Here is a 22,979-nt window from a genome sequence, read left to right as displayed (position 1 = left end):
GGCCGGGGCCCGGCCCGTCGGCGGCTAAAGATCGCTTGGGGGCGGCGTCCCGCCGCTCTCCCCGGCGGGCGGCAGGCCCTGAGGGGGGAACTCCAGGCAGGCGGCGAGCGCGGCGTAGTGCATGTCCTCCCACAGCGGCCGGATGCCGGCGGGGGCCGCGCCCAGCCGGGACACCAGACAGGCGATGACCGGCCAGTCGGGTACGTGCTCACCGGCGAGCATGTCGCGGACCACGTCGGGCGCCAGGTCCGTTCCCGCGCACAGTTCCTCGACCGACGGGCAGGCCGCGGCCAGGTGGAGACCGCGCAGGGCCGTGTGCAGCGCGGCGGCAGCGGCGGTGACCGACTGCCGCGACTGACGGCGGACGCCTTGGGCGCTCTCCCAGAGGATCCGCAGCTCCGGCGCCCTTCCGTCGAGGGCGGTGGCCAGCAGGCGCACCACCGGCCACGCCGGGACCCGCTCGCCGGCGAGGACCCGCGAGACGTACGACGGCGACAGACCGGCTTGCCGCGCGGCGTCGGAGACCGAGATGCCCGAGACGCGCTGGAGATGGGACAGGGCGGAACCCAACGCGCGCGGCGGCAGCACCGGTACGGGCGTCCCGCCGGGCGAACCGGCGGCCCCGCCTCCGGCGGACGGCGCCGGACGCCGGTGCCCGCCCGGCGGCAAGGGCTCGCGCTCGCGGGCCCGCCGGGCCAGCAGACGGCGCGCCCTCGCCTCGCCCCACCGGGCGCGCGCCGTCTGCGCGCTCACCCCGGCGGCCGGCGCGATGTCCTCCCACGCGCTGCCGCCGACGCGCGCGTCGTGGACCGCCGCCGCCCGGTAGCAGGCCAGCTCGTTCTCCAACTGGTCGGCGAGTTTGAGCAGGGCCCGCAGGGACGCCCGCGGCTCGCTCTCGGCGGAGACCAGCCGTGTCGCGAGCAGCTGGAAGTCCTCGGCGATCCCCCGCCCCCACAGCTGCGGCGCGGACGGCGGGGATACGCGGTGCCCGTCGCGAGCGCGCTGCGCGAGACGGCGGCAGCGCGGACCGCAGTACGTCTTGCGGCGACCGGGTCCGGCGCGCTGCGGAAAGCGGGTTCCGCAGAACGCGCACCGTGCGTACTGGGGCAGGGAAGCCATGGCGAAACTCCTCATCCGGCTGCTCTCCCGGCGTCGCGGGGAGCGAAAACCTGGCGGCGAAAATATGCGGGCGGCACACGGCGGACGGGCCGGGTGCGCGGAGCGTGCGGGGAGCGACGGTCTCGGCGGGGCCGCGTGGCGCGGTCAGCCGCCGCCGGCCCTTTCCCGGAAACACATGGTGGAGCGCCCGGCCGTGGCGGCGACGGCCCCGGCTGGAACCCTGCCGAGGGCGGCGAGGCCGTATCGCGCGCCGACGAGGGCGGTGCGACGAGAGCCGTGGGCGTGATGACGGGCGGGCCCGGCCGGCCCTTGATATCCCAGACACAGGACGCCGGAATTCTTGAATCCGGGAATCATGGGATGCTAATTTCGCCGGAAGTCGAGGAGGTCTTTAAAACGCCTCGGCTGTTTCGATTGGACATCTTGGCACCTCTGTTCTGATCGAACGGCCCCGGGTTGCAGCCCGGGGCCACCTGCGCACGCGCCACCGGAATGTCCGTGGCAGGCAATGCAGAAGGTAGCGCCCAAGGCGGCCCATTCGCTACCTCAATCCCCCGACCCGTAAACGCGAGGCGCTATGCAAAACGGGGCGGGGGTCACTGTGGACCGAATAATGTAGCCGGAGCGGTGGGCATCTGAACGCATAATGCGAAAAGAAGACGGCAACGATCGCGGAGCGGTCGCACTGTGTCGACAAAATGAACAGAGACGGTCGCTTTCATTCCTCGCGGATCAAACGACGACAATGACCGGCAAGCGCTGGAAGGGGTCGGCAGGGAGAGGCGACCGGCCGCACGTGCTGGCTTTCACTCCCGCGGGTGAAGAAGACCGCAAGCGGAGTGCCATCATCCGGCTGCGTGCACGTGCAGATGCAAAACATCGCGAATAGCGTCAGTGAATCCTCCGACGGTGAAATGTCCGGCACGGCCTACGCGCTCATGGAGTCGCCCGAGGTCGAGGGGCCTGAAGATGTCGCCGGCGCCCGAGTTATCTTGCTCGGGCAAAGGACCGTTTCCGGGAACAGGCCCCGGCTCGGCAGGCCGCACAGCCTAGGAGTCACTTTGGACGCGCAGCCCCCGCGGCCCTCGCAGGACGCACCGACCTCCCACGACACGGCCCAGAGGCTGCGGTCGATCAGCGACGAGCTGGCGGACCGCTTCTACGAACGGGCCGACGTCGTACGGACCCTGGTGGTGACACTGCTGGCAGGCCAGCACTCGCTGGTGCTCGGCCCGCCCGGAACCGCGAAGTCCGAGATGGCGCGTGAGCTCACGGGCAGGATCGAGGGGGCGTCCTATTGGGAGATCCTGCTGTCGAAGTTCACCGCCCCGACGAGGATGTTCGGCCCCATCGACGTCGCCGCGCTGGCCCGCGGCGAGTACCGCCAGGTCTACGACGGCCGCGCCACGACCGCCCATGTCGCGTTCATCGACGAGATATTCAAGTGCTCGACGGCGGCGCTCAACGAGACGCTGGGCTTCCTCAACGAGCGGATCTACCACCCCGAGAACGGCGGAGAGCCGATCCGCTGCCCCCTGATCGGGGCCATCACCGCGAGCAACGAGCTCCCCAGCGGCGAGGATTCGGCCGCGATCTACGACCGGCTGCTGGTCAGGGTCGAGGTCGGCTACCTCGCGGACCCCTCGAACTTCGCCGCGCTCGTACGCTCCGCCGTCAGCCGCCCGGCGCCGCCGACGCGGACCACGGTCGAGCTGGCCGCGCTGCGGCACGCCGTGACCGACGCCGTGCCCGCCGTGGACGTCCCGGACGCGATCGTGGACGCGGTGTGCACCCTGCGGGCCGCCCTGCGCCGCAAGGAACTGGTCGCCTCCGACCGCCGCTGGCGGCAGGCGGTGCGCCTGCTCCAGGCGTCCGCGTACCTCGACGCCCGCCCGGCGGTCGGCGAGAGCGACCTCTCCGTACTGACGCACGTCCTGTGGAACTCCCCGGCCGAGCGCCCCACCGTTGAGCGCGAAGTGCTGCAACTGGTCAACCCCGACGCCAAAGAAGCGCTCGACCTGGCCGACGCCATCGATGAGCTGGAGGTCCAGCTCGACGCCATGGCCGGGCAGTCGCGTGAGGCGCTGAGCGAGTGGGTCATCAGGAAGGCCCACAACCAGCTCGCCATGGCGGGGACGCGGCTGGAGAGACTGCGCGAGGAAGCGGCGCGCGCGGGCCGTTCGACCGCCGCCATCGAACGGGTCGCCGGCCGCCGGCGCGCCGTCCGCGCCCGCGTGCTCACCGAGGCCCTCGGCGTGGACGCGAGCACGGTGCAGGCCCAGCTCTGAGCACGGGGAGGATGCGGACCATGGGCGAGCAGACGCCGAACGGATCCGACCAGCCGGCGATGGGGGAGGGGCAGCGGCCGGGCCTCTTCGCCTCGGGCCTCTTCTCCTCGGGTCCCGAGCGGCACACCGGAGCCGTGATCGCGGACCGCTTCGACCGGATCGCCTGGCGCGACACCTACGAGCAGTCGGCCGGACTGCGCGAGCTGGCCGGGGAGTTGAACGAGCGCTACGGCCGCGCGGACGGCCTTCTGGCCGACATGTTCCTGGCCGCCTACAAAGCGAACCCGCGGCTGCGGGAGCGCGCGGAGACGGACCCCTCCCGGCTGGTCGAGCACCAGGTCATCGCCTCGCTGATGGAGTCGCCGGAGTTCGCCGCACTGCGTCGGCTGACGGCCGGGGACCCGTACGCCGCCGCCATGGCCGTACTCGCCCAGGCCGCCGCACTGCGCCGGACGCTGGAGCGCTCGCGGGAGGCCCAGGAGCAGGCCGAACGGGCGCGGCAGGCCCAGGGGCCCGCCGGTGAAGGCGGCGAGAACGTCGAGGCCGGAACCGCACCGTCCCCGATGCCCCCCGCCGCACAACACACAGCCCAGGAAGCCCGATCCCCCGCGACGGCGAACCCTCATATCCCCGATATCCCTGATGCCGCTGACATCCCCGGAATGCGCGCCGCCGCACGGCACGCGGTGGCGCAGGCCGCCGAGACCGTGCGGGACGAGGCCGCGCTGATGCGGGCCTGGGGAGTCGCCCCCGGCGAACTGGAGCGGATGACATTCGACCGGCGCGCCCGGCTCGCCGAGCGGCTGCGCACCAGCCGCCTCGCGCGGTGGGCCGAGCTGATCGGCCGTTTCCGGCAGATGGCCGACGGCGAGCGCGCCCGCAAGGTCGAGAACGCCACCGGGGAACTGGTCGGCGTCACGCTCGGCGACGACCTCTCCCGCGTCATCCCCTCCGAGCTGGCCAACCTCGGCCTGCCCGAGCTGCGCGCCGTGTTCGCCGCGCGCTATGCCGCCGGGGAGCTGATGCTCTACGACACCCAGGGCGAGCAGGCTGCCGGGCAGGGCGCCGTCATCGCGTGCGTGGACACCTCGCACTCCATGTACGAGGCCGGGCCCGGCGGCGTCCCGCGGGAGGCGTGGGCCAAGGCATGCGCCCTGGCGCTGCTGGACCAGGCCCGCAGCGCCGGGCGCGACTTCGTCGGCATCCTGTTCTCCGCCGCGGAAAAGATCCAGATCTTCCGTTTCCCGAACGGCCGGCCCGTCTGCATCGCCCAAGTGCTCGATTTCGCGGAGACATTCCTCGGCGGCGGCACCAGCTACCAGGCGCCGCTGACCGCGGCCCGCGAACTGCTGGAGGCGGAATTCGACGACGCGGCCCGAAAGCGCGGCGACATCGTCATGCTCACCGACGACGAATGCGGCGTCACCGAGGAGTGGCTGCGCGGCTGGAACGAGGCCAAGCGGCGGCTGGGCTTCCGCGTCTTCGGCGTGGCCGTGGGCGCCCCGGGCGCCGCTCAGGCCGATTCGGTCCTGGACGCCCTGTGCGACAACCTCCGTTCCGTCGAGGACTTCACCGACGTCCATGCCGCCGCCGATCTCTTCCGCGTGATCTGACCCGTCGGGGGATTCGAATCAATAGGACGCGTACGCAATGGAACGCGCGCTCGACAGGAATGGCGAGTCGTCAGGAACCCCCGAACCGACGGTATTGGCACCTTCTGCTGAATGAGAATTGCTTGACGCCCCGTCAGACGCAGGCTGTGAGGCGGGGACCGTCAGGCGAAGGTCTTGGAGGCCGTCAGGTCGCGGACGTGTCGTGGTCGGGCTCCAGAGGGCAGAGGTAGAACAGCTCCGGGTCCCCCTCGTCCAGGCCGTGCAGCAGCCCGGCCGGGCTCCACCCGGCGCGCCGCAGCAGCCGCTGCATCGGCTGATTCGACACGTTCGTCGAGGTGAACAGCTTCGGTGTGGCGCGCGAGCCCGCGGCATCGGCCAGCAGCCGCGCCCCCACGCCCCGGCCGCGTACGGTGGGCGCCACCATCAGCATCGTGACGAAGCCCTGCTCGAAGAAGGTGTACTCCACCACGCAGTAGCCCAGGGGCCCGGACGCGTCCTCGGCCATGGTCACCAGGCCCTCCCGGCACCACCGCCGGATGCTCGCGCCGCGCTCCGCATCGCCCCGCGCCGCGACCGAATCGATCCGGACCAGCGCCTCCGCGTCCGACTCGCCCGCGCGGCGCACGGCGAAGTCCCCAAGATTCTCCCCATTCATGACAGCCATGGTGTCAGCCCGCCCGCGGTCCGTCTCGCCCGTCCGGCAGCTGGGACAGCCCGCTTCGGCGGCTTGCGGAGCGTCCACGGCGTTCACGTGCCCGACAGACGTTCACGTGGCCCACAGTGTTCACGTGGCCCACAGCGCCGCATGACTCACAGCGCCACGTCGGCGAGGAAGGCGTCACGGCCGGGGCAGGTGGTCTGGGGGAGGTAGAGCGCGTGGAGAGGCGCGTAGACCGGAGGTTCGAGGGTGAGGACCTGCGCCTTGCCGCCCACCGCGGGGCCGGGGGAGGCGGTGACGAAGGCGACGCGGCGGGTGCCGATGACGGCGGTGACCGGGGGAGTGCCCTGGCGGTCCGTACGCTCGACGCGGGGCTCGAACCCGGCGCGGCGACAGTGCGCGATGAGCAGATCGGTGTAGTCGGAGCGGCCCGGCGTCCCCCAGACCATGAAGTCCTCGTCGGCGAGTTCCGGGAGCGACACGGAGGAGCGGTCGGCGAGGCCGTGGCCCTGGGCGACGGCGAGGTGCAGACGCTGCCGGCCGAGCGTGGTGCGGGTCAGCCCGTGGGCCGGGGCGACGCCCCGGCACAGCCCGATGTCGAGGTCTCCGGCGAGGAGGGCGGCGGTCAACTCGGCGGGGTAGCGCTGGTGCACCTCGGGGACGACGCCGGGGTTGGCCTCGGTCACCGGGGCGAGCAGGGTCACGAGTTCGTCGCCGGTGACGGCCGGGGTGTGGCCGATGCGCAGCGTCTCCGTCTCGCCCCGCCCGATGCGCCGGGCGCGCTGGACGGCGGAGCGGGCCATGCCGCCGAGGACCCGGGCGTCCTCGATCAGGGCCGCTCCGGCGGGCAGCACGGTGATGCCGGCGCTGCCGCGCTCCAGCAGGGGGACGCCGACCTCGCGCTCCAGGACCCGGATGGAGGCGGACAGGGCCTGCTGGGAGAGGTGCAGCCGGGCGGCGGCGCGGGTGAGGCTGCCTTCCTCGGCGATGGCGACCAGGTGTTCGAGCTTGTTCAGGTCCAGTCGCACGTCGATGTTCCTCGGCTTGGTCTTGGCGGTGGGTGGTGAATGGTGGATGGTGGGTGGTAGTGGTACGGGCCGAACCCGGCCGGTTGCGAGCCGACGCCGATGCCGACGCTGCGACGCCGACGGGCCGACCGTACCCGGATCGGTCCGTACGGTCGGCCCGTGGCCGGGCGCGCGGTCCCGGCGTGCGGTTCCGGCGCGCGGTCCGGCCCGCCGCCCGGTCTGCTGCCCGGCGCGTGAGTCAGCGGGTGGTGTAGCCGCCGTTGGGGAACAGCGTCTGGCCCGTGAACCACCAGCCCTCGGTGGCCAGGAACTTGATGATCGGGACGATGTCCTCGATGTGGGTGAGCTGGTTGCCCATCGCCTGCGACGCGTGGAACTCGGCCCGCTCCGGGGTCTCCTGCGGGTAGAAGAACGGCGTGTCCATCGGGCCGGGCGCCACGGTGTTCACCGAGATGTACCGGTCCGCGAACTCCTTCGCCGCCGCCCGGGTGAAGTGCTCCAGCGGCGCCTTGCCGCCGGCGTACGTCGAGTAGCCGTCCGTGAAGGCGGCCAGCAGCGAGGTGCCCAGGCTGATGATCTTCCCGTGGTCGTTCAGCCGTCGCCCGGCCTCCTGGATGAAGAAATACGCCGCCTTGGAATTGATGCCGAACATACGGTCGTACTCTTCCTCGGTGGTCTCCAGGATCGGCTTGCGCAGCACCATCCCGGTGGTGTTCACCGCGATGTCGACGCCGCCGTAGGTGTCCACCGCTGTGTCGAAGAGCCGCCGTACGTCCGCGACCTTCGTCAGGTCTCCTTGTACGGATACGGCCTGGCCCCCGGCGTCCTGGACGGCCTTCACCGTCTCCTGGGCGTCGTTCTCGGAGCTGTGGTGGTGCACGACCACCTTCGCCCCGGATTCCGCGAAGGTCCTGCTGAGCAGTCCGCCCAGGTTCTTCGCGCCTCCGCCGATGACCGCGACCTTGTCCCGCAGTGTGTTCTCAGCCATGTTCCGCACTCCTCACGTCCGTGCTGGCGGGTGATCGAGACGGCGCTCGTCTTGATCACGTTCTACGGACGAGACTAGGCGGACATTTCGGTCATTGGGTAACAGAAGTTTCGAGTTGCCCCACAAATGTCATCGATACCCCGGCTCAACTCGGCTCGGCCTGGCCCGGCCCGGACGACCGCCTCTCGGGGCCGCGGGCCGTACGCGCGACCGCTCGTCGCGCACGCGGGGGAACAGGAGTAGAACAGAGCCTGCCTGCCCATTTCCATGCCGACCAGGAGCCTGAATGCCCACAGTGAATGCCACCGTGCCGACCGAGGACGGCGTCTGCGCCGTGACGCTGCACACCCCGGCGGAGCACGGCAGTTGGCCCGCGGTGATTCTCTACCCCGACGCCGTCGGCGTTCGGGAGACCTTCCGCGCGATGGCGGACCGGCTCGCGGGGCTCGGCTACGCCGTGCTCCTGCCGGACGTCTACTACCGAGCGGGGGAGGTCGCCCCCTTCGACATCGCCACGGCGTTCGGCGATCCGGCGGAGAGGGAGCGGCTGTTCTCCCTGATGCAGAGCCTGACCACGGAGCGGATCGTCCGTGACGCGAACGCGTTCCTGGAGTTCCTCGCGGGCCGCCCGGAGGTGTCCGGGGACCGGGTGGGCACCACGGGATACTGCATGGGAGGCCGGATCTCGCTGATCGTGGCAGGGCACCGCCCGGACCGCATCGCGGCCGCCGCGTCGTTCCACGGCGGGTTCCTCGCCGTCGCCGACGAACCCGAGAGCCCGCACCTGCTCGCCGACCGGACCGCCGCGAACGTCCTCGTGGCGGGCGCCGAGAACGACGACAGCTTCCCCGCCGAACAGCAGGAGCGGCTGGAGCAGGCGTTCATCGCCGCCGGCGTGCAGCACAGCATCGAGATCTACCCGGCCCAGCACGGCTTCGCGGTGCCGGACGCTCCCTCCTTCGACGCCGCCGCGTCCGAACGCCACTGGACGGCCCTCGCCGACCTGTACGCCAAGAGCCTCGGCAGCTGATCCCCGCCCGGCCTGCCCCGGCTGATCCCCGCCCGGTCCGCCCCGGCCGCCGGATGAAGGTCAGCCGGACCGCCGGCCGCCGCCGGACGGGAGGAGGACGGTCCGGTCGAACGCGCCGCTGTGCTCGGCCGCGCACGCGACGGCCTCGTTGACGGCGTCGAGGCCGAACGTCCGGACCCGTTCGGGGGCGAGGTCCAGCGCGCCCGAGGCGAGGAGCCGGATGATGCCGACGTTCGCCGTGCGCGGGTACATCCACTGCCCGCGCACGGTGACCGAGTTGCGCATCAGCCACGGATAGGGCAGTGCGAGGTCGTCGCCGCCGAGCATGCCGACGCCGCCCATGAGGACCACGCGGCCGTACTCGCGTACGGTCATGGCCGCCGTGCGCGCCACCGAGCTCGGCGCGCTCGGCGGCAGCAGATCGATCACCATGTCGACCGGGCCGTCGGCCGCCTCCGACATCGCCGCCCGGTCGGCGGCCTCGTCCCCGGTCAGCGGGACCGGGCGCAGCCGCGGCCCGAACCGCTCGGCGAGGAGATCGAGCACGGCGCGGTTGCGGCCGGGCGCGACCACGCGGCCCGCCCCCATCGCGAGGGCGACGGCGACCGCGCTGCTGCCGAGATTCCCCGTCGCCCCGCTGACCAGCAGCGTTTCCCCGGCCGCGAGCCCGCCGGCCAGCAGTCCGCCGTACGCGATGACGTGGACGGCGAGCGCGGCCCAGCGGGCCGGGTCGGCCCCGGCCGCGGCGGGCAGCGGGAAGACGTTCTCCGTCGGGACCCGCATGAACTCGGCGAACGCGCCGTCGTGCAGATGGCGGGCGAGCCGCGCGCCGCCCTCGCCGCGCGAGCTCCATCCCTGAAGCGTGATGTCGGGCGTCAGCGCGTCGTCCCGCGAGCGCACCGTCGAGTCGCACCACACCAGGTCGCCGGCGCGCAGCCGGGTGGCGTCCGGCCCGGCGTGCACGACCCGGCCCACGCCGCCGATGCCGGGCACGACGGGCGGGACGAGGGGATATCGCCGCTCGCCGCTGAAGACCTCGTCCGCGTAGGGAGGCACGCAGGCGGCGAGGACCTCGACCACCACCTCGCCGCCGACCGCCGCCTCGGGGGCTGGCCTCTCCTGAATCCGGAGCGGTTCGCCGAACCCCGTCAGAACTGCTGCTCGCATGTGATGACCTCCATATACGTCCGTACTCGACCATGCGCGGCACCGGTACTCGCCGGCATGTCGATATCGAGGCTAGGAAGCGGAACCCCATGCGGGAAGCGACGATCGAGCATCTCTGGTATGCGTAGGTCGCATGGACCTTTCCAGTACGGACCTCCGGGTCCTGAGGCAGATCGCGGAGTCGGGCAGCTTTACCGCGGCGGCCGGCCGGCTCGGCTATACCCAGTCGGCGATCTCGCGCCAGGCCGCCTCCCTCGAACGGAACGTGGGCGCCGCCCTGTTCGAGCGCCGCTCCGACGGGGTGCGGCTCACCCCCGCCGGGCTGACCCTGCTGCGCCACGCCCGTACGATCCTGGACTCCCTCGCGGCGGCCGAACGCGACCTCACCGGCGCCCTCCCGCAGACCGAACTGGTCCGGCTGGGCGTGCTCCTGAGCGCCGGAGCCGCCATCCTGCCCGCCGCGCTCACCCGGCTCGCGGCGACGGACCCGCAGGTCACGGTCGTGACGAGCGAGGGCACCACGCCCAGCCTGACGCGGGCCCTGCGCGCGGGCACGATCGACCTCGCCCTGCTGACGTCCCGCCCGCCGCACCGGCCGCCGGACGGCGAGTCGCCGCGCCTGCACACCGAGACCATCGAGGACGGCGACCTGGCCGTGGCGGCGTCGACGACCGGTACGTTCGCCGGCCGCGCCTCGGTCCACATCGACGAACTGGTCGACGCCGCGTGGATCGCCACCCCGTCCCCGGCATCCGAACCGCTGCTCGGCGTCTGGCCGGGCCTGCCCGGGCGCCCGCGCATCGCCCACACCGCGCGTGACTGGCTGACGAAACTGCACCTGGTCGCCGGCGGCTTCGGCGTGACGACGGTGCCGTCCCGGCTGTCGGCGGTGCTGCCGCCCGGAGTGACCCTGCTGCGGGTGGAGGGCGCGCCGCGGGAGGTCCGCCGGCTCCTCGTGGCGCGCCTGGCCGGCCGTCCGTCGGCGGGGGTCTCGGCGGTCGCCCGAGCGCTCATGCCGACGGCCTGACCGCGCCGCCGCGACCACGACGTGCGTACGCCCCGGGGCCGCTGGGGCGTACGCCGTACGAGGCGTAGTGCGGCCGGCGGCCGGACGCCGCTGCCGCTGCCGGGCGTGGCGGTCAGCCGGCGGGCTTCTCCCAGACCGAGACGTGCTGACCGCTGTCGTTCGTGAAGGGATCGCGCGTCCAGCCGTCCCAGCGCTCGCGCAGCCGCAACCCGGCGAGCTGGGCCATCAGGTCGAGCTCCGACGGCCACACGTAGCGGAAGGGGATGGAGCGGTACTGGCCGCGACCGTCGACGACCTCGACGTAATTGGAGCTCATCTTCTGGGTGGCGACGTCGTACTTGTCGAACGCCCACCGCGTCGGACTCACATGGAACGGCACGACATCCTGCCCGGCCGGCAGCTTCCGCAACGCGGGGACCCCGACCTCGACGACGAAGCAGCCTCCAGGCGCCAAATGGTCCGCGGCATTGCGGAAACAGGCGACTTGGGCCGCCTGCGTCGTCAGATTCATGATCGTGTTGAACAGCAGATACGCGACGGAGAACGTCCCGTCCACCCTGGTCGTCGCGAAGTCGCCGATGGTGACGCCGACCCCGTCGCCACCCGGCTTGGCCCGCATCCGGGCGACCATCGCCCGCGACATGTCGATCCCATGCACCGCGACCCCGCGCCGAGCCAACGGCAACGCGATCCGCCCCGTCCCCACCCCCAGCTCAAGCGCCCTGCCACCGCCGGCCAACGCCTCCAACACGTCGACCGTCGCCCCCACGACACCGGGCTCGAACCTGACTGCTGACTCCGCGTCATACTTCGCCGCGACGCGCTCGCCGAAGTAACCGTCCTCGTCCTCCACGTCATCCATCGGCAGACCGTACTGCCGGAGCTTCCCGCGCCGCACCGCATTTTCGGACGGGAGGCGACGCGGGTGACGGCCACTGCCGGTGACGGCCGCTACGGACGCCAGTAGAGCGCGGGGTCCGGGTGGTCGGTGAAGCCGAGGGCGCGGTAGAGGGGGTTCGCCGTCGCGTGAGGCGTACAGGTCCACGCGGGCGACGTCGCGCTCACGGAACCAGTCGAGCAGGCTCCGTACGATCGCGCGGCCGTGGCCGCGTCGCCCGGCCAGCCGCACCGCCGGCGGGAACCGGAACCCACCGATGGCGATCATCATGGCACCGGCGGCACGGACGGCACGGAGGCGGCAGCGTGGTCGGAACGGAGCCGGGGCCGCTGCCGGTTCGCGGCGCGACATCAGGCGAGGAGTGCGGACAGCCGGGCGGCCTGCCGCTCGGCCGTTCCCGGTGGGTTGCGCAGGTGCTGCGGGTCGTCGAAGGACAGGAGGAACAGCCATACGAGCGCCAGCAGCCGCCGGCATTTCGGCAGCCGTGCGCGCTCGGCGGCGTTCAGGTCGAAGAGGCCGAGGAACGCGTCGGCATCGAACGGCGGCCCCGCCCAACTGGCCACGTGCTCCGTGATCTCCGCCAGCTCGAAGGGCCGGTCGCTGAGGCCGGAGTCCTCGAAGTCGACGATCCGTACGCGCGTGCCGTCCCAGAGGTAGTTGGCGAGGTTGCCGTCCCCGGGCCCGAATACGGGCGGGACCTCCGGCCGCTCGCCGGCGCCTTCCATGCCGGAACGGGCCAGCCATTCCAGGCCGCGGTCCATGGCCTTGCCCACCTCGTCGCCGACCCGCGGGCGCAGGCGCGGCGTCCACGTGTGGATCTGGTCGATGAGGTGCCGCTGTCGGCCGGGCCGGACGGGGACGCCGGCCAGGACGTCCGCCGGCACGGCCGCGTACAGCTCGTTCACCGCCACGGCCATGGCTCCGAGCTGCCGACCGACGAGCGGCTCGCCGCGCATCGGCTCGCCCGGTAAGCGGGACATCACCACCACCGGCTCATCCGCCGTGAGATCCGCGCGGTGGGGGACGGGGGCCAGGCCCGGCGCGTACGCCGCGAGCAGCGTCAGCGCTCGCCACTCCCGCTCGCACGCGCCGCGGCTGCCGTGGTGAAACTTCTTGATCACGCTGTCGGGCCGCAGCTCGACCGCGTTCCTGCTCCAGGGGGCGGACGTCATGGCACGTGATTGTGGACCGGCGGCAGAGATCTTCCCAGGGGCGGCCCGGACGGTCCGGGACGCGCCGGTACGCCGCTCCGCCTGGCCCGACCGGGTGGGCGGCTGTCGGCGGTACGCCGCTTCTCGGGGCGGTACGTCACCTTCCGGCGAGGTGGGCGGCCAGGCGGGACAGCAGGCCGACGCCGTCCCGCAGCCGCCGCTGCTCCTCCGGGCTGAACAGGTCGTGAATGGCGGCGTTGACGGCCTGTGCCCGCTGAGCGCGTTCGCCGCGCAAGCGGTCGCGGCCGGCGTCGGTGATGTGCAGCAGGAGCTTGCGGCCGTCGCTGGGGTGGGGCTCGGCGCGTACGAAGCCGCCGCTGGTCAGTTCCTTCACTGACTTGGCGGCCGACTGATGCGTCACCCCGCGGCGCTGGGCCAGGTCGGCCGTGGTCAGCGGGCCGTTGCGGTCGAGGTAGCCGAGGGCGGCCGACTCGCCGGGAGGCATGGTGTCCACGCCCCGTACCGCTCGGACCAGCTCCCCGACCGACTGCCGCAACTCCTCGGCCAGCGCGTCTTCATCCATGCGGGCATCTTAACCGGGTTCTATGGAATCGATGTGTACAGTTAGGTTGTGTAAGTAGGTTGTAGGTATTTTCCGCAGATCTTTTCCGAGGAAGGATTCCGACGATGCAGCTCACCAAGTTCGGCCACGCCTGTGTCGGCATCGAGAAGGACGGCCGCCGCCTGGTGGTGGACCCGGGCGGCCTGACCGAACCGCAGGCACTGGACGGCGCCGACGCAGTCCTCGTCACCCATGAGCACTTCGACCACTTCTCGGAAGAGGCGCTGCGCCGGGCGGCCGAGAACAACCCGGCCCTGCGCATCTGGACCAACTCCGCCGTGGCCGGACAGCTGGACGGACTCGGCGCCCGCGTCACCGCCGTGGGGGAGGGGGACGCGTTCACGGCGGCGGGCTTCGAGGTGACGGTCCACGGCGCCTGGCACGCGGACCTCCACCCCGACATCCCGCGCGTCGCCAACATCGGGTTCCTCGTCGACGGCGCCCTCTTCCACCCCGGGGACGCCCTCACTGTCCCCGAGACGGGCGCCTCCGGGGTGAACACGCTGCTGCTGCCGGTCCACGCCCCCTGGTCCACGGTCGGCCACCTGATCGACTACGTGCGCGAGGTCGCCCCGCGGGACGCCTACGCCATCCACGACGGGGCTCTCAACGACGTCGGCACCGCGATGGTGGGCGGCTTCCTCGGTGGCGACGGCCCCGGAACCGGGGCGCGCTACCACCGGCTGACCTCGGGCGGGACGGCCTGGATCGGCTGAGCTGGGGTGTGACGGCCCGGAGCGGCTGCCCCAGGGTGCGGCGGCCTGGATGAGCCGAGCTCCGCTTTCGCTCATAACGGTTCGTGTCATAACGGTTCGCGATGACTCGTAACGGACCGTACGGCCCCAGCGGAGCCATACGGGTCCGTGGGGCCGCCCGGCCTCCGTCAGTCCTCGGGCGACTGCTGGAGCATGGCGAGGGTCAGCACATTGCCGCCGATGCCCCAGCCGCCGTCGGTCACCTCCTCCACGAGGACCATCGTGTTGGCGCGGGCGCGTTCACCGTAGATCTCGACGTACAGCTCGGTGGCGCGGGTGACGATCCGCTCCTTCTGCTTCTCGTCCAGGCTTCCGGCGGGGACCTTGAAGTTCGCGAACGGCATGGTGGACCTCTTTCGGTTCAGTGATGAGTCGGTGGTCGGGAGGGGCTGGGCGCCGGGCGGTCAGACGATGCCGCCGTTGGCGCGCAGGACCTGGCCGTTGATCCAGTGGCCGGCCGGCGACGCGAGGAAGGCGACGGTCCCGGCGATGTCCTCCGGGGTGCCGAGGCGTTCCAGCGGGGGCTGGGCGGCCAGGCGGGCGACGGTCGCCTCGTCCTTGCCCTCGAAGAACAGATCGGTGGCGGTGGGGCCGGGGGCGACCGCGTTGACCGTGACGTTCCGGCCGCGCAGCTCGCGGGCGAGGATCATGGTGAGGGCCTCGACCGCGCCCTTGCTCGCGTTGTAGACGCCGTAGCCGGGGAAGGCCAGGCCCACCACCGAGGTGGAGAAGGTGACGACGGCGCCGCCGTCGCGAATCCTGCGGGCGGCCTGCTGAGCGACCACGAACGTACCGCGGACGTTGGTGCGGTGAACCGCGTCCAGTTCCGCGAGGTCCAGGTCGGCGATCGGGGACAGATGCATCCGCCCGGCCGCGTTCACGACGACGTCGACCCCGCCGAACTCGGACTCGGCCGTGTCGAAGAGAGCGGCCGTCTGCCGCTCGTCGGCGACGTCGGCCCGTACGGCGACGGCCCGGCCGCCGGCCGCGGTGACCTCCTTCACGGCGGCCTCGGCCAGCTCGCGGTTGCCCGCGTAGCCGACGACGACGGCGAACCCGTCGGCCGCCAGGCGGCTCACCGTCGCGCGCCCGATGCCGCGCGAACCGCCGGTGACGACGGCCACGCGGGGCGGATCGGCGCCTTGCCCGGCCGCGGCACCGGTCGTCGTACTGGCTGCGGCGCCGGTCGTGGTACTGGCCGTGGTACTGGCTGTGCCGCCGGCCGCGGTATCGGCTGAGATGTGGCTTTCCATGGTTTCGGGACCTGTTTCGTGGGAGGACATGGGGACTCCTGAGAGAGGGAGGCCGGGGCGAGGGAGACGACGCCACGACGGGATCGTGGCGGCGTGTACGCCGGTCGAGCCTGGGCCGTGGGCCGTGGGCCGCCTGTGACGCTTCGGCCCGCCCGCTCCTTCACCACTCTGAGCCGACTTCCCGGTGTCAGCCATGGCTCTCCCCACCCAGGGGTCACCGTCCCCTGCCTCACCACACCGACCTGCGCGACGATGGGAAGCGTGAACCTTTCCGAACTCGCCGCGTACCTGAAATCCCGGCGCGACCGGATCCGCCCGTCCGACGTCGGCCTGCCCAGCGGCCCACGGCGCCGGGTGCCCGGCTTGCGGCGCGAGGAGGTCGCCCAGCTGGCGGGCCTGTCCGCGGACTACTACACGGAGCTCGAACGCGGCCGCGGCGCCCAGCCCTCGACCCAGGTGCTGGTCGCGCTGGCGCGGGCGCTGCGGCTGAACGGCGACGGACGCGACCACCTGTTCCACCTCGCCGACCGCCCGGTTCCGCCGGCGGCGCACGGCCCGAGCGCGCACGTACAGCCGGGGCTTCTGCACCTCCTGGACCAGCTCACCACCACCCCGGCGCAGATCATCACCGACCTGCACGAAACCCTCGTCCAGAACCCGCTGGCCGTCACGCTCGTCGGCCCGGCCCCGGAGGCCCGCGGGCCCCGCGCGAGCTTCGTCTACCGCTGGTTCACCGACCCCGACGCCCGTACCGTCTATCCGACCGAGGACCACCCGCACCACTCACGGGTCTTCGTCGCCGACCTCCAGGCCGTCGCCGCGCGGCGCGGCCGCGCCGCCGAGGTGACCCGGATGGTGGCCGAGTTGCGCGAACGCAGCCCGGAGTTCGCCGCCCTCTGGGACACCCGTGACGTCGCACTACGGCGGACGGACCACAAGCGCATCGCCCACCCCGTGCTGGGCGTCATCGAACTGGACTGCCACAGCCTGTTCAGCGAGGACGGCTGCCAGCGCCTCCTGTGGTTCACCGCCCCGCCGGGCACCGAGGGCGCGGCCCAGTTGGAGCTGCTGTCCGTGATCGGCACGCAGGACATGTCCGGTGAGAACGAGCCGGGGCGGCTGCGGACGTAGCGGCTTCCGGTCGCCCTACTCCGTGAGCCGTGGTGCCGTGAGCCGTGGTGCCGTGAGGTGTGGTGCCGTGAGGTGTGGTGCCGTGAGGTGTGGCGTCGTGAGTTGCGGCGCTTCCCGGTCCGGACGGCCGGGCGTACGCGCCGGGGAACCCGCGAAATCCGGGGAACCCGCGAAATCCGGGGAATCCGGGGAGTCTGGCGAGCCCAGGCCGAGCAGGGCATCCGAGGTCGCGTCGTCCGCCGGATGGAAGGCCCAGATCCGGTGGCCCTCGCTCCCCGGCAGTTCCAGGACGTGCTGGTCGAGGGTGAGGGGCCCGATCCGCGGGTGGTGGAAGACCTTGCGGTCCATCGCCTTCTCGTAGAGCCGGTGCTCGTCCCAGGCGGACCGGAAGTCCTCGCTGCCCGCGGCCAGCTCTTCGACCAGCCGCGTCAGGCGGGTGGACTCCGCTTGGGGGCCGGCCTGCGCACGTAGCGCCGCCACCATGCAGCGGGCCAGCTCGGACCACTCGGCGAAGAACGACGGTGCTCGGGGGGCGAGGAAGACCAGGCGGGCGTAGTTGTCGCGGGGCTCCAGCCCTTCGTGGAGAAGATCACCGAGCGCGTTGCCGCCCACGATGTCGAGCCGGCGGTTCACGAGCAGGGCGGGCACGGTCAGGGAGTCGAGCAGCCGGTGTACGGACACCAGCCGATCGGGGCCCATGCCCGGACCCCTCCGGCTCTCGCGCTCCTCCCCGTCCGTGACCGTCGCCGCGGCGACGAGTCCCTGTAGGTGCCGCGCTGCCACGCTGTCCAGCAGCAGCGCCTCGCACAGACCCTCGACCACGGCTCGGGACGGCCGCCGCTCCCTGCCCTGTTCGAGGCGCACGTAGTAGTCGGTGCTGATCCCGGCCAGGAACGCCACCTCGTCCCGCCGCAGCCCCGGCACCTGGCGCTGCGCCCCCGAGGCCAGCCCGTGCTGTTCGGGCCGTACTCGGTCGCGCCTGGCGCGCAGGAAGCCGGCCAGCGGCCCGGCGGCGTCGCGGCTGCTCGAAACGTTCATGCAGACCAGCGTAAGGACGAGACGCGCGCCACCAGCCGATCGTCGTCCGGGGGCGGGGTGGGTGCGCGACTCCTACCCGCGCCCGGAGAGGCGCGATTACGGTCCCGAAGGCGTACCCCGACACGGAGTGCCACCGACCCCACAGCCTCCACCGAGACTCCACAGCCTCCACAGTCCAGAGAAGAAAAGAGACAAGTCGATGTTCGTCATAACGGGTGCCAGCGGCCGAACCGGTCGGGCAGCCGCCGCGCACTTGCTCGCGCACGGGCACTCCGTCCGAGCCGTCGGCCGCTCGGCCCAGCGCCTCGCCGACCTCGCCGAGCGCGGTGCCGAGGTGTGGGAGGCCGACCAGACCGACGCGGCGGCCCTGACGGACGCCTTCCGCGGCGCGGCCGGCGTCTACGCGGTGATCCAGCCCAACTACATCCCCGACCACCCCGACTTCGGCGCCTTCCAGGACCGGGTGACGGGCTCCCTGGCCGAGGCGGTCACCGCGTCCGGCGTGACCCGTGTCGTCGGACTCAGCAGCTGGGGAGCCCAGCACGCCGAGGGCACCGGGCCGGTCAGGGGTCTCCACCGCTTCGAACAGCGCCTCTCGGCCGTCCCCGGAGTCGACGCGCTGTGGCTGCGGGCGGGCTATTTCATGGAGAACCTGCTCGACCACGTCGATGCCGCCAGAGCCCACCGCCGCATCAGCGCCCCCTTCGACCCTGACCTCCCCCTGCCCTTCGTCACCACCCGAGACATCGGGATCCGAGCCGCGGAGGAACTCGCCGGCGGTACCTGGCGGGGTACGGAGATCCTGGAGCTCCAGGGCGAACGCGACGTGAGCATGCGGGAAGTCGTGGACCTGATCGCGAAGGCTGTGAGCGCCGACGGCCGCGCCGCTGATGGCGCCACGGCCGGCGACCTCGCTGCCGGTGATCTTGCTGCCGACGCCCGCACCGCCGGTGCCCCACCCGCCGGCGACCTCGCGTACGAGCAGATCAGCATCGCCGCATTCCGCGCGGAACTTCGCGGGAAAGGCGTGTCCGCCAACGTCGCGGACATGATGGCCGAGGTCGGGGAAGCCCTCAACACCCGCCACACGCGAATGCAGCAGCCGCGTACCGCCCGCACATCCACTCCCACCACCATCGAGCAATTCATCGAAGAGGAATTCGCGCCCCGATATCGCGCGGACGCCTATGGGGCAGTTGCGCAGCCGCGCTACGCGTCCTCGAAGCGCAGTACGTAGCGCCGCTGCCAGGGGGTCTCCACGGCGCGACCGTGGTAATTCCGGCGGACGTACTCCACGGCTTCGTCCGCCGGAACTCCATCCAGAACGGCCATACAGGCCAAGGCTGTTCCCGTTCGCCCGAGCCCGCCTCCGCAAGCGATCTCGACGCGTTCGTCCTCCGCACGGGCCAATGCCTCCGCCAGGACATCCCGAGCTTGCCGACCGTCTTTGGGAAGCCGAAAGTCGGGCCACGGCAACCATCGGGCCTCCCACTCGGTGGGCGGAGGCTGCTTGCCGAGCAGGTAGACCGCGAACGACGGCGTCGGCCCCGAGAGCGGGGGATGACGCAGTCCCCGGCCACGTACCAGCACGCCGGACGGAAAACGCATGGTCCCGACGTCTGTCGCGCTCCAGTTCTCAGCCATGCGAGCACCTTACGGGCCGGTGGCCGGCCGGAGCGATCGAGGCGGCCTTGTACGTGCCGGGCCCGCAGAGAGCCGTCCGCACTGTCTTGCTTGGCCGAGCAAACCGCTCTAAGGTCTTGCTCATGCAAGCAAGGAACGGTACGGGCAAGCAAAAGACGGAGCGAAGGACCAAGCCCTCCTTCACGGAGACGGGGCGCCGCGCCCAGATCGTCGCCGCGGCGATCGACGTCATCGCCGAGACCGGCTACCACCAGGCGTCGTTCGCGAAGATCGCGGAACGCGCCGGACTGAGTAGCACGGGGATGATCTCCTACCACTTCGACGGCCGGGACGACCTGATGCGCGAGGTCGTCGCCGAGGTGATGCGGGTCTCGGAGGCGTACGTGCGTCCTCGCATCGAGGCGCACGAGAGCTTCTCGGCCCGCCTGCGCGCCTCCATCGAGTCCAACATCGACCTGCTCGCCGAGTACCCGAATCACCTCCCGGCGATCGTCGAGGTCCTCGGCAACCTCCGCGGCGGCGCCCCCGGCATGGCTGCCTTCCTCGACGTGGCGGAAGGGAACCTCGCCCTCCAGGTGGAGCAGCTCCGCAAGGCGCAGCGGGCGGGCGAGTTCTGCGCGTTCGACCCGTGGGTGATGATGCGCGCGATCCGGGCCGCCATCGACGACGTGGTGCGCCGCGCCACCCACGATCCGGATTTCGACGCACGGGGCGCGGGTCGGGAGCTGGCGGATCTGTTCGATCGCGCCACCAGGAATACGACATGACCATCGACGGCATGGGGGCCAGCACTATGCGAGAGGACGCTTCTACCGGGGCGGACACGGGCACGTACGCCACCGACCAGGCAAGCGGCGGAACGCCGCAGGCGGGCACGGGTGTGGGGACGGGGACGGGCACGGGCATGGACGGGGGTACGGGCGTGGGTACGGACACCGACGCGGTTGCGGCGGCGCCCGCCCGGCGCCGTACGGCCGCGCTGCGCCGCCGGCTCGCCGCGCAGCTGTTCTTCGAACTCGCCCTGCCGCTCGGCTCGTACTACGGACTGCGCGCGGCCGGCGCCGGCCAGTGGCTGTCGATGGCGGTCGGCGGCTTGCTGCTGCTGCCGTGGATCGGCTACGGCATCGTGCGGCAGCGCCGCGTCGAGGCGATGGCGGTCTTCACGCTGATCCTGGTGGTGGCCGGTGCGCTGCTGTCCCTCATCACCGGCAGCCCGCGGGTGCTCATGATCCGCGACAGCTGGCTGACCACCGCGATCGGGCTCTGGGTCCTCGGCACGCTGTTCACCCGACGTCCATTCATGATGACGGCCTCGCGCGGCATCGTCATCGCCAAGGTCGGGGAGGCCGGACTGGTCGAATGGGAGGCGCGGTGGGACGCGGAGCCGACCTTCCGCCACCACCTGCGGCTGATTACGGCGGTGTGGGGCGCGGGTTTCCTGCTCGATGCGGTATTGCGGGTGGTGCTGGCGTACACGATCCCGGTGGACGCGTTTCCGCTCACCAGCACCGTGCTCTGGCTGGTGCTGCTCGGCGGACTGTTCGCGTTCCACAACTCGTACATCACGCGGCACGGCCTGAAGCTGTAGGCAGTCGGTGCTCGGTGCTCGGTGCTCGGGAGGTGCCGTGGGGCGCGTGGGCTGAGCGTGGCGACGCACTGCTCGCCCTTACAGGCGGTCAAGGTCAACCGCGAAGGAAGTACAGAACGGTCGTGGTGCCGGCGGAGGCCACGAGGAGCCCGCGCAGCAGCCACGCGGGGAGGCGGCGGGCGAGGTGGGCGCCGCCGAAGCCGCCGGCCGCGGCGCCGGTGAGCATGGCGAGGAGAAGCAGCGGGGAACCCAGGGCGTCGGACGTGATGAGGAGAAGCACGGCCGCGCTGGCGTAGATCGCCGCGAGCTGGGTGACCCGCATCGGGTTGCTGACCGCCGCGTCGAGGCCGAGGCCGACGCTCCACACGGCCATCATCATGATGCCTACGGCTCCGCCGAAGTATCCGCCGTACACAGCGAGGACGAACTGGCCGATCAGCACGGCCCGCCCGCTCATGCCGACGGGGCGGCCGAGGGCGGTGGTGAGCGCGTGGGAGAGGCGGCGGCCGAAGGCGACGAGGAGCGTGGCGAAGGCGAGCAGCCACGGCACGGCCGCCTCGAACGACGCCGCGGGCAGGGCGAGCATGAGGCCGGCGCCGACCGCGCTCCCGGCGGCGCTGATCAGGGTGAGGGCCTTCGTGGAGGCCGCGCCGACCGGCACGAGGTCGCGCCGGCTGACCGACGCGCTGACCACGGCGCCCGGTACGAGGGCGATGGTGGACGACGCGTTGGCCGTGACGGGCGGCAGGCCGGCCGCCACCAGGGCGGGCAGCGCCACGAACTTGCCTCCGCCGCCGATGGCGTTCAACACCCCGGCTCCGACGCCGGCCGACAGGACGAGCGGTATCTCTGACACCTGCCGATGATCACCCTGCGACCGGCGTCCCCACAATGCGCGAACGGCGCACCCTGCATTAGGCAGTGCCTTAGGCTCACGGGGGTGCGCTACGACCTGGACGACCTGCGGCTCTTCCTCGACATCGTGCGGGAGGGATCGATCACGGCGGGCGCCCGCCGGATGCATCTGAGCCTGCCGTCCGCCAGCGCCAGAGTGCGCGCGCTGGAGCACCACGCGGGTGTGGCCCTGCTGATCCGCGGCCGCAGAGGGGTACGCCCCACCCCGGCGGGTACGACCCTGGCCCGGCACGCCCGCGAGGTCCTGGCCCAGACGGCGCGCCTCGACAGTGCCGTCGCGAGCTACACCCGGTCCCCGAGCGCACCGCTGACGCTGCTGGGCGGCGGCTCCGCGATGCACCGGCTCGTTCCGCGGGCTCTCGTCTCGTTCCTGCGGGCCCATCCCGACGTCGACGTCACGGTCTCCGAGTGCCGCACCCCGCAGACGGTACGGACGCTGGCCGACGGCGAGGCGGATCTCGGCGTCGTCCTCGACGGCGAGGCCCGCGACTGCGGCCTGACGATGGAACCCCTGGGCGACGACTCCCTGGTGGTGATCGGCCAGGCAGGCGGAATCCTCACAGGCCGCACCTCGCTCACGTACAGCGAAGCAGCCGAACACCCCTTGGTCGGCCTCGCCGCCGACTCCTCCCTCCGCCGCTGGATCGAGAAACACCTGGGCCCCCACGCCCCAGCCGTGCGCTACCGCACCAGCGTCGCCGACCTCGGCGTCCTGATCGCCCTCGTCTCCGCCGGCATCGGCCTCGCCGTTGTCCCCCGCCGCGCCATCGACCCCAGCCAGTCCCTGGACGTCTGCGAACTACAGGACCCCTGGGCCCGCCGCCACCACTTCCTCGCCTGGGGCGTCAAGAACGGCACACCGCCCACGGCCACGAAGGCCCTCGCCGAACACCTGAGGCAAGCGGCGTTGTCCTTGCCGACGACGGTACGGCCGGAATGACCGTGCATTTTCCCCCAGATGACCGCCTGCGTTCAGGGCAGTGGGAGAACGTGGCCATTCCGTGGCGGAGCCTGACCGTCGAAGTCGAAGTCGAAGTCGAAGTGGGAGACGAAGACCAGGCCGGTG

The 22,979-nt window shown here is 72.0% G+C and carries 23 protein-coding genes; 10 read left to right on the top strand and 13 right to left on the bottom strand.

Going from position 1 to position 22,979, the window contains the following annotated elements; translation table 11 throughout:
* Positions 1-24: 24 nt before the first annotated feature.
* On the bottom strand, positions 25-1,119 hold the full coding sequence (locus AB0I49_RS25790) for a helix-turn-helix transcriptional regulator (RefSeq protein ID WP_363229453.1): 1,095 nt from the start codon (positions 1,117-1,119) through the stop codon (positions 25-27).
* A 1,061-nt stretch (positions 1,120-2,180) separates the two neighbouring features.
* On the opposite strand from AB0I49_RS25790, the gene AB0I49_RS25785 reads away from it, so the two are divergent.
* Positions 2,181-3,407 (top strand): AAA family ATPase, encoded by a 1,227-nt coding sequence (locus AB0I49_RS25785; RefSeq protein WP_363229452.1) that lies wholly within the window; start codon positions 2,181-2,183, stop codon positions 3,405-3,407.
* A gap of 59 nt (positions 3,408-3,466) precedes the next feature.
* Positions 3,467-5,020 (top strand): VWA domain-containing protein, encoded by a 1,554-nt coding sequence (locus AB0I49_RS25780; protein ID WP_363229525.1) that lies wholly within the window; start codon positions 3,467-3,469, stop codon positions 5,018-5,020.
* 184 nt (positions 5,021-5,204) lie between these two features.
* Here AB0I49_RS25780 and AB0I49_RS25775 read toward each other — a convergent pair whose 3' ends face one another.
* The 3 genes from AB0I49_RS25775 to AB0I49_RS25765 all read right to left on the bottom strand — a co-directional run bounded on the left by AB0I49_RS25775 (position 5,205) and on the right by AB0I49_RS25765 (position 7,694).
* Positions 5,205-5,675 (bottom strand): GNAT family N-acetyltransferase, encoded by a 471-nt coding sequence (locus AB0I49_RS25775; RefSeq protein ID WP_363229451.1) that lies wholly within the window; start codon positions 5,673-5,675, stop codon positions 5,205-5,207.
* A 155-nt stretch (positions 5,676-5,830) separates the two neighbouring features.
* On the bottom strand, positions 5,831-6,706 hold the full coding sequence (locus tag AB0I49_RS25770) for a LysR substrate-binding domain-containing protein (RefSeq protein ID WP_363229450.1): 876 nt from the start codon (positions 6,704-6,706) through the stop codon (positions 5,831-5,833).
* Between the two features lie 238 nt (positions 6,707-6,944).
* Positions 6,945-7,694, bottom strand: coding sequence for an SDR family oxidoreductase (locus AB0I49_RS25765; RefSeq protein WP_363229449.1), 750 nt, complete (start codon positions 7,692-7,694; stop codon positions 6,945-6,947).
* Positions 7,695-7,980: 286 nt separating this feature from the next.
* Between AB0I49_RS25765 and AB0I49_RS25760 the strand changes: the two genes are divergently transcribed.
* Entirely contained in the window at positions 7,981-8,724 is a 744-nt protein-coding gene (locus tag AB0I49_RS25760; RefSeq protein ID WP_363229448.1) for a dienelactone hydrolase family protein, read from the top strand.
* A gap of 60 nt (positions 8,725-8,784) precedes the next feature.
* Here AB0I49_RS25760 and AB0I49_RS25755 read toward each other — a convergent pair whose 3' ends face one another.
* Entirely contained in the window at positions 8,785-9,891 is a 1,107-nt protein-coding gene (locus AB0I49_RS25755; protein WP_363229447.1) for a zinc-binding dehydrogenase, read from the bottom strand.
* A gap of 133 nt (positions 9,892-10,024) precedes the next feature.
* On the opposite strand from AB0I49_RS25755, the gene AB0I49_RS25750 reads away from it, so the two are divergent.
* Positions 10,025-10,918 (top strand): LysR family transcriptional regulator, encoded by an 894-nt coding sequence (locus AB0I49_RS25750; protein WP_363229446.1) that lies wholly within the window; start codon positions 10,025-10,027, stop codon positions 10,916-10,918.
* Between the two features lie 112 nt (positions 10,919-11,030).
* On the opposite strand, the gene AB0I49_RS25745 is transcribed toward AB0I49_RS25750, so the two are convergent.
* From AB0I49_RS25745 to AB0I49_RS25735, 3 genes are all read right to left on the bottom strand, one after another.
* A complete protein-coding gene (locus tag AB0I49_RS25745; protein WP_363229445.1) occupies positions 11,031-11,780 on the bottom strand; it encodes a class I SAM-dependent methyltransferase in 750 nt (249 codons plus the stop codon).
* A gap of 386 nt (positions 11,781-12,166) precedes the next feature.
* On the bottom strand, positions 12,167-12,988 hold the full coding sequence (locus tag AB0I49_RS25740; RefSeq protein WP_363229444.1) for an aminoglycoside phosphotransferase family protein: 822 nt from the start codon (positions 12,986-12,988) through the stop codon (positions 12,167-12,169).
* A 136-nt stretch (positions 12,989-13,124) separates the two neighbouring features.
* Positions 13,125-13,550, bottom strand: a complete 426-nt coding sequence (locus AB0I49_RS25735; RefSeq protein WP_363229443.1) for a MarR family transcriptional regulator — start codon at positions 13,548-13,550, stop codon at positions 13,125-13,127.
* Between the two features lie 104 nt (positions 13,551-13,654).
* Between AB0I49_RS25735 and AB0I49_RS25730 the strand changes: the two genes are divergently transcribed.
* Positions 13,655-14,305: an MBL fold metallo-hydrolase gene (locus tag AB0I49_RS25730; RefSeq protein ID WP_363229442.1), complete on the top strand. Its 651-nt coding sequence runs from the start codon at positions 13,655-13,657 to the stop codon at positions 14,303-14,305.
* Between the two features lie 167 nt (positions 14,306-14,472).
* On the opposite strand, the gene AB0I49_RS25725 is transcribed toward AB0I49_RS25730, so the two are convergent.
* On the bottom strand, positions 14,473-14,688 hold the full coding sequence (locus AB0I49_RS25725; RefSeq protein ID WP_363229441.1) for a 4-oxalocrotonate tautomerase family protein: 216 nt from the start codon (positions 14,686-14,688) through the stop codon (positions 14,473-14,475).
* 60 nt (positions 14,689-14,748) lie between these two features.
* Positions 14,749-15,468, bottom strand: a complete 720-nt coding sequence (locus tag AB0I49_RS25720; RefSeq protein WP_363229440.1) for an SDR family oxidoreductase — start codon at positions 15,466-15,468, stop codon at positions 14,749-14,751.
* 390 nt (positions 15,469-15,858) lie between these two features.
* On the opposite strand from AB0I49_RS25720, the gene AB0I49_RS25715 reads away from it, so the two are divergent.
* Entirely contained in the window at positions 15,859-16,728 is an 870-nt protein-coding gene (locus AB0I49_RS25715) for a helix-turn-helix transcriptional regulator (RefSeq protein ID WP_363229439.1), read from the top strand.
* 15 nt (positions 16,729-16,743) lie between these two features.
* On the opposite strand, the gene AB0I49_RS25710 is transcribed toward AB0I49_RS25715, so the two are convergent.
* The gene (locus AB0I49_RS25710; protein WP_363229438.1) at positions 16,744-17,766 is read right to left on the bottom strand and encodes a helix-turn-helix transcriptional regulator; all 1,023 of its coding nucleotides are present in this window, start codon (positions 17,764-17,766) and stop codon (positions 16,744-16,746) included.
* Positions 17,767-17,965: 199 nt separating this feature from the next.
* Here AB0I49_RS25710 and AB0I49_RS25705 point away from each other — a divergent pair, with 199 nt between their 5' ends.
* Positions 17,966-19,003 carry an NAD(P)H-binding protein gene (locus AB0I49_RS25705; RefSeq protein WP_363229437.1) on the top strand — a complete coding sequence of 346 codons (1,038 nt, stop codon included), beginning with the start codon at positions 17,966-17,968 and terminating at the stop codon, positions 19,001-19,003.
* Here the strand turns inward: AB0I49_RS25705 and AB0I49_RS25700 are convergent.
* Positions 18,976-19,410, bottom strand: coding sequence for a protein-tyrosine phosphatase family protein (locus tag AB0I49_RS25700; RefSeq protein ID WP_363229436.1), 435 nt, complete (start codon positions 19,408-19,410; stop codon positions 18,976-18,978). The genes AB0I49_RS25705 and AB0I49_RS25700 overlap by 28 nt on opposite strands.
* Before the next feature lie 122 nt (positions 19,411-19,532).
* On the opposite strand from AB0I49_RS25700, the gene AB0I49_RS25695 reads away from it, so the two are divergent.
* Both AB0I49_RS25695 and AB0I49_RS25690 read left to right on the top strand, forming a co-directional pair.
* Positions 19,533-20,177, top strand: a complete 645-nt coding sequence (locus AB0I49_RS25695; protein ID WP_363229435.1) for a TetR/AcrR family transcriptional regulator — start codon at positions 19,533-19,535, stop codon at positions 20,175-20,177.
* The gene (locus tag AB0I49_RS25690) at positions 20,174-20,998 is read left to right on the top strand and encodes a VC0807 family protein (protein WP_363229434.1); all 825 of its coding nucleotides are present in this window, start codon (positions 20,174-20,176) and stop codon (positions 20,996-20,998) included. The genes AB0I49_RS25695 and AB0I49_RS25690 overlap by 4 nt, the downstream gene beginning before the upstream one ends.
* A gap of 94 nt (positions 20,999-21,092) precedes the next feature.
* On the opposite strand, the gene AB0I49_RS25685 is transcribed toward AB0I49_RS25690, so the two are convergent.
* Positions 21,093-21,854, bottom strand: a complete 762-nt coding sequence (locus tag AB0I49_RS25685; protein WP_363229433.1) for a sulfite exporter TauE/SafE family protein — start codon at positions 21,852-21,854, stop codon at positions 21,093-21,095.
* Positions 21,855-21,938: 84 nt separating this feature from the next.
* Here AB0I49_RS25685 and AB0I49_RS25680 point away from each other — a divergent pair, with 84 nt between their 5' ends.
* Complete coding sequence (locus tag AB0I49_RS25680) at positions 21,939-22,853, top strand: LysR family transcriptional regulator (protein ID WP_363229432.1); 915 nt, start codon at positions 21,939-21,941, stop codon at positions 22,851-22,853.
* Positions 22,854-22,979: the final 126 nt, after the last annotated feature.

Origin of the sequence: Streptomyces sp. NPDC050617, assembly GCF_040654795.1 — a bacterium.
Lineage (GTDB): Bacteria > Actinomycetota > Actinomycetes > Streptomycetales > Streptomycetaceae > Streptomyces.
Note: the sequence above shows the minus strand (reverse complement) of the source record. Positions and strands in the feature narration are given on the sequence as shown.

What these genes read in the sequence shown, in the direction of transcription:
- AB0I49_RS25690 (WP_363229434.1), top strand. Translation starts at nt 20,174, where the DNA reads ATGACCATCGACGGCATGGGGGCCAGCACTATGCGAGAGGACGCTTCT.
- AB0I49_RS25760 (WP_363229448.1), top strand. Translation starts at nt 7,981, where the DNA reads ATGCCCACAGTGAATGCCACCGTGCCGACCGAGGACGGCGTCTGCGCC.
- AB0I49_RS25740 (WP_363229444.1), bottom strand. Translation starts at nt 12,988, where the DNA reads ATGACGTCCGCCCCCTGGAGCAGGAACGCGGTCGAGCTGCGGCCCGAC.
- AB0I49_RS25755 (WP_363229447.1), bottom strand. Translation starts at nt 9,891, where the DNA reads ATGCGAGCAGCAGTTCTGACGGGGTTCGGCGAACCGCTCCGGATTCAG.
- AB0I49_RS25790 (WP_363229453.1), bottom strand. Translation starts at nt 1,119, where the DNA reads ATGGCTTCCCTGCCCCAGTACGCACGGTGCGCGTTCTGCGGAACCCGC.
- AB0I49_RS25730 (WP_363229442.1), top strand. Translation starts at nt 13,655, where the DNA reads ATGCAGCTCACCAAGTTCGGCCACGCCTGTGTCGGCATCGAGAAGGAC.
- AB0I49_RS25725 (WP_363229441.1), bottom strand. Translation starts at nt 14,688, where the DNA reads ATGCCGTTCGCGAACTTCAAGGTCCCCGCCGGAAGCCTGGACGAGAAG.
- AB0I49_RS25735 (WP_363229443.1), bottom strand. Translation starts at nt 13,550, where the DNA reads ATGGATGAAGACGCGCTGGCCGAGGAGTTGCGGCAGTCGGTCGGGGAG.
- AB0I49_RS25775 (WP_363229451.1), bottom strand. Translation starts at nt 5,675, where the DNA reads ATGAATGGGGAGAATCTTGGGGACTTCGCCGTGCGCCGCGCGGGCGAG.
- AB0I49_RS25695 (WP_363229435.1), top strand. Translation starts at nt 19,533, where the DNA reads ATGCAAGCAAGGAACGGTACGGGCAAGCAAAAGACGGAGCGAAGGACC.
- AB0I49_RS25710 (WP_363229438.1), bottom strand. Translation starts at nt 17,766, where the DNA reads ATGAACGTTTCGAGCAGCCGCGACGCCGCCGGGCCGCTGGCCGGCTTC.
- AB0I49_RS25745 (WP_363229445.1), bottom strand. Translation starts at nt 11,780, where the DNA reads ATGGATGACGTGGAGGACGAGGACGGTTACTTCGGCGAGCGCGTCGCG.
- AB0I49_RS25765 (WP_363229449.1), bottom strand. Translation starts at nt 7,694, where the DNA reads ATGGCTGAGAACACACTGCGGGACAAGGTCGCGGTCATCGGCGGAGGC.
- AB0I49_RS25750 (WP_363229446.1), top strand. Translation starts at nt 10,025, where the DNA reads ATGGACCTTTCCAGTACGGACCTCCGGGTCCTGAGGCAGATCGCGGAG.
- AB0I49_RS25700 (WP_363229436.1), bottom strand. Translation starts at nt 19,410, where the DNA reads ATGGCTGAGAACTGGAGCGCGACAGACGTCGGGACCATGCGTTTTCCG.
- AB0I49_RS25705 (WP_363229437.1), top strand. Translation starts at nt 17,966, where the DNA reads ATGTTCGTCATAACGGGTGCCAGCGGCCGAACCGGTCGGGCAGCCGCC.
- AB0I49_RS25780 (WP_363229525.1), top strand. Translation starts at nt 3,467, where the DNA reads ATGGGGGAGGGGCAGCGGCCGGGCCTCTTCGCCTCGGGCCTCTTCTCC.